This is a genomic window from Anabaena sp. UHCC 0399 (assembly GCF_034931465.1).
Classification (GTDB): domain Bacteria; phylum Cyanobacteriota; class Cyanobacteriia; order Cyanobacteriales; family Nostocaceae; genus Trichormus; species Trichormus minutissimus.
Genome location: NZ_JAYGGZ010000117.1, coordinates 1 through 2,326, shown reverse-complemented (window position 1 = coordinate 2,326; position 2,326 = coordinate 1). Strand labels below are relative to the sequence as shown.

Below are 2,326 nucleotides of genomic sequence, written 5' to 3'. Positions count from 1 at the left end.
GAAGCATATCAGGGAGAAAATCTAGCTAAAAGATTGGGTGTCGATTTGCCTACTTTGGAGCGAGAGCAAAGTACCCAGACTCCCAAAGACTTTGAAAGGTGGTGTAGATCGAGAGATCCAGGTTCTGTTGCGTGGCGCAGGAGTGACAATGGACTTTACCACCCCATTAGATGATGGTCTAATCAAGCAAAATTAGCAGGTGTCTTACTATGACTAACCCTCAACCTCCACTGCCACAACCCCAACTAGAGCCGGCGGGTATTACCTTTGACCAATATGAAGAATTTACTCCAGAAAAGTTGGAACTGTGGAGCGGATACCTGGGCTACGGTGGACAAAACCAACTGGGGTTTCATTTGGCTGTGTTAAGAAATATGGGACTACTCACAGTCGTTCGTCACACACAATTATCATTGTGGATAGAAGCCCTAGACCGTCACCTCAAAGAAAAACTAGAAATCATCAGCGATCAACCGGAAGTAGCCGAAGCTTTGCTAAATCGCCTGAATCGGGCAATGGAAGATTTGGCAGCAGTGGCAGAGTATTTAGACGCATAGCAAACTAGATAATTTTTGATGCGATAATACCAATCAATACAACAAGACCTAGTGATCTGCGAAAATAATTAACGCCTTGAAATAATTCCATCCATGCCCAAGTAAATAATGAGCCATTTGCCACTACCTCTAACACTGTATTGATTTTGCCAGTTGTAAAAATTAGAGCAAGTACACTGGTTACTATCCAAATAATAAGCGGTAGATTAGGCATTTGAGCTATGACAACATTGCCATTGCTATCACGGAATGTTTTATCAACTAATGTATTTTCCATCACTTTTAATCGCAATTATTTAATATATTGAAACATTCAGGTAAATCTCATTCCCAGTATCTAATTGCTGAGATTAGAGTGGTAAAGACTATATTGAAAGGCATACTCACATGGGTTGTAATTCCTAGTAACGGGGTTGGGGCGTGGGAAAATGAATGTATACGTATTGAAAACAACTTTAAAGAGTATCAAATAAATTTGGTGACAGTATTACAAACTCCTTAGAGAGTAGCTGGTATTTAATCACGTATCTACTGAAATTGCTGCCCAAATACGCCGTGTTTTTTCGTTCAAATATGGTTTTAACGGAACGGCTTGAGCGAGGGGAGTGTCAAATAATTAACGATTTCTGTTTGTTGCGAGGGTGAGTTTTTCTATTAGTTGATTTTTCAAGCTTTCAAAATAATTAACACTATCTTCAAGTTCAGAGGCTTTTGCATAGCGAATTAATGGTTCGAGCAACCAAGCTTCTGTGGGTGTCATTTCAGGTTCTAAGGTTAAGAGACGTATTTTGGTGTCTACCCATTGTAAGCTAGAGGGAATATGAGATTCATGAGCATGACAGGTTTCCATCAATTGATCGAGAATTACCTCGAAATTTTCATCTTTTCCGTAAACCTTAATCATTTGTCCGACTTTAAATACATGGGAAGCTAATTCGCGGATTTCGGGTTGATGAGAATTTGCTAATATTTCACCGATTGTTAAAACCTTAAACTTACCTTGAGCATCGATTGACATTAATTGCCCTAGTAAATTAGTGCTGAGGTTAGCTAGGGCTTTATCAAATTCTATACGGGTAGGAGAAATGTTGGCGGCAAGTTCAAACCATGCTCCCTTTCCGGCTAAAATCTCACAACAACGTTCTCGTGAGGTGATGTCTCCGCCAGTGATTTGGGTTCTGCCTCTAGGTCCTGGTCGGTAAATTGTGTTACCTTCGCTACCTTCCCGTACACCAGTTTGAATTGTGACTCCTCGTAAAAATCGGGAGACGATTCGAGGCATAATATCAGGCCAAAGGTCGGCTAAACGACCGAATAGAGTAGCTTCTTCGATCTTTTCAATGAATATTTGCCGGAAGCGTTGAAAGTAAATGCCGTTGGAAGATAAAACAAGGTAGGGAAATGGTAGTTCTGGTTGTGATAGTTCTCCTTGTTCGGATATGAGGATGAGTAATTCGACAACAGTGCTAATGATGCTTAAAAGTTGGTCGGGATTAGGACAAATAAGGACTATTTCTGGCAAAAAACCTAACTTATAGCAGCTAAGAAGGTCAGGTTTTAGGATTTTAGCGGTGGGGAAATATTTGATAGTTTCGTTAGTTGCGATCTGCGCTTCTCTGCGAGACGCTCCGCGAACGCAGCAGCGCTTCGCTATCGCAATTTCTCCGCTTTTTTTCAAACTCTGGGAGCTACTGGAATTTTGTCGTTCCAGAAAATAAACTTGATCGTCTACTTGTGTAAGTTGCTGAGTGAGATGATAAAAAAAACCT

3 protein-coding genes are annotated in these 2,326 nt (G+C 40.7%); 1 reads left to right on the top strand and 2 read right to left on the bottom strand.

What is annotated here, in order from left to right:
- Positions 1-209: 209 nt before the first annotated feature.
- Positions 210-557 (top strand): hypothetical protein, encoded by a 348-nt coding sequence (locus tag VB693_RS28965; protein WP_323269288.1) that lies wholly within the window; start codon positions 210-212, stop codon positions 555-557.
- A 4-nt stretch (positions 558-561) separates the two neighbouring features.
- Here the strand turns inward: VB693_RS28965 and VB693_RS28960 are convergent, their stop codons facing one another.
- Together VB693_RS28960 and VB693_RS28955 are read right to left on the bottom strand one after the other, a co-directional pair.
- On the bottom strand, positions 562-834 hold the full coding sequence (locus tag VB693_RS28960) for a hypothetical protein (RefSeq protein ID WP_323269287.1): 273 nt from the start codon (positions 832-834) through the stop codon (positions 562-564).
- A 339-nt stretch (positions 835-1,173) separates the two neighbouring features.
- Positions 1,174-2,326: hypothetical protein (locus tag VB693_RS28955; protein ID WP_323269286.1), on the bottom strand; the 1,153-nt coding region annotated here is incomplete at its 5' end.

Excerpts from the sequence above, each read along its gene's own strand:
- VB693_RS28965 (WP_323269288.1), top strand. The coding sequence starts at position 210 with ATGACTAACCCTCAACCTCCACTGCCACAACCCCAACTAGAGCCGGCG.
- VB693_RS28960 (WP_323269287.1), bottom strand. The coding sequence starts at position 834 with ATGGAAAATACATTAGTTGATAAAACATTCCGTGATAGCAATGGCAAT.